Here is a 1,530-nt window from a genome sequence, read left to right as displayed (position 1 = left end):
CGTTTGCATCTCACCAAACCATTCCTGGCGCGATCGTTCCCAGGTATAAAACATATGTCCGCCCTCATAATGTTTCAGCCTCAAATTAGGGCGAATTTCGGGGTTGAGCTTCATCAAATCTGCGAGATGATTGGAAGCAAAATAAGGCGTAACCAAATCAAAGAGTCCGTGAGTAATATACACCTGCATATAAGGGTTGAGCGTCATTCCAACTCGCAAATCATCGACTGCACCAATAAAGCCCTGCTTGAGTTGCCCGTTCATGTCAAACTTCCAGGCTTTGAAGGTTTCGTAGTTCAGCAGGTTATAAATCAAATCCGTTTCAACGCCGAGCGTATCGCGCAGATGGCTGTTGATTGCACCCGTAAAGAGGCGATCGAGTCCATCCAGCGTGGGGTCAGTGCCTTCAAAGTTTGGGCGATCGGGAAAGGGATCGATCGCCGTAATCGAAGCATCGTATAAGCCCACAATCCGCTGTCGATCGCGCAGCAGTTCTCGCGAAAACACATCGATCCCAATGCGTCCTGCCTGCCGTTCCACAATAGACTGGGGTAAGCCAATCAGCTTTGCCATCTGCTCATAGGCTGCCTGTCGCTCTTCTAACGCCATTGCATCGCCCATCACCAAAAGGGGAATCAGCGTCTTGCGGGCAAATTCTTCGGCTGCGGTCAGGTGTGCCTGCATATTGCCCGGTTGCCCTGCCCACTCAGCGCGATCGTGGTGTGCTGCCGATGCTGCAAACGAAGGCAATACCGTTGTCCAGGAGGTGAGGTTGTAATCGCTGCCGTAGAGCAAACTAAACTCTAGCGCAGGCGAAATTAGAATTGCTCCCGATAGCCCCACCCCAAATTCCTGCTGAAGCATCCGCGCCAGTTTTGCTACCCGAAATCCGCCATAGCTTTCCCCAGCAATGAAAATCGGCGAGAGCCAGCGGTTTTGTCGCGATAGAAATCGTTGAATAAACTCTCCCAGTGCTTTCAGATCACGATCGACCTCCCAAAATTCGGTTTCCTTCGGTTCCTTCGAGGATTCACTGTCTTTGGTAGCTGATTTCTCGTCTGGCTTCGCGTCTGCGTCTGCGTCTGCTTTGTCAGATGAATTTGCCTGAGAGCTGCGGCTGAACCCAGTGCCGATCGGATCAATAAACACCAGATCAGTAAAAGGAAGCCAGCTTTCCTGGTTATCGATCAATCGAACGGGCGGTTTAGGCAGTGCGCCATTTTCGCCAAAATAGATCCGCTTCGGACCGAGTGCGCCCATGTGCAAATAAGCAGATGCCGCTCCGGGTCCCCCATTAAATACAAAAGTGAGTGGTCGCGAGGAAGCAGCTTCTGCTTTCGCCAGATACGCGACGTGAAACATATCGGCGATCGGCTTGTCCTTATCAAACAGCGTTTGCCAGCCCGCAGATGCAGTGTAGGAAATCTGGCGATCAAGCAGAGACAAGGTATGTTCAGTAACGCTAGTTTTGCGGGTCGAATTTGGCGTATCGGACATAAGGCGTAGACAAACGGTAATAGGGAAAGTGAT

Annotated in this window: 1 protein-coding gene; it reads right to left on the bottom strand. The window is 51.2% G+C overall.

What is annotated here, in order from left to right:
- A partial coding sequence (locus H6F80_RS03095) for a S10 family peptidase (RefSeq protein ID WP_190790148.1) occupies window positions 1–1,497 on the bottom strand: 1,497 nt, incomplete at its 3' end.
- Window positions 1,498–1,530 lie beyond the last annotated feature (33 nt).

It is taken from the genome of Leptolyngbya sp. FACHB-711 (assembly GCF_014695615.1).
Classification (GTDB): Bacteria; Cyanobacteriota; Cyanobacteriia; order Elainellales; family Elainellaceae; genus Leptolyngbya_A.
Note: the sequence above shows the minus strand (reverse complement) of the source record. Positions and strands in the feature narration are given on the sequence as shown.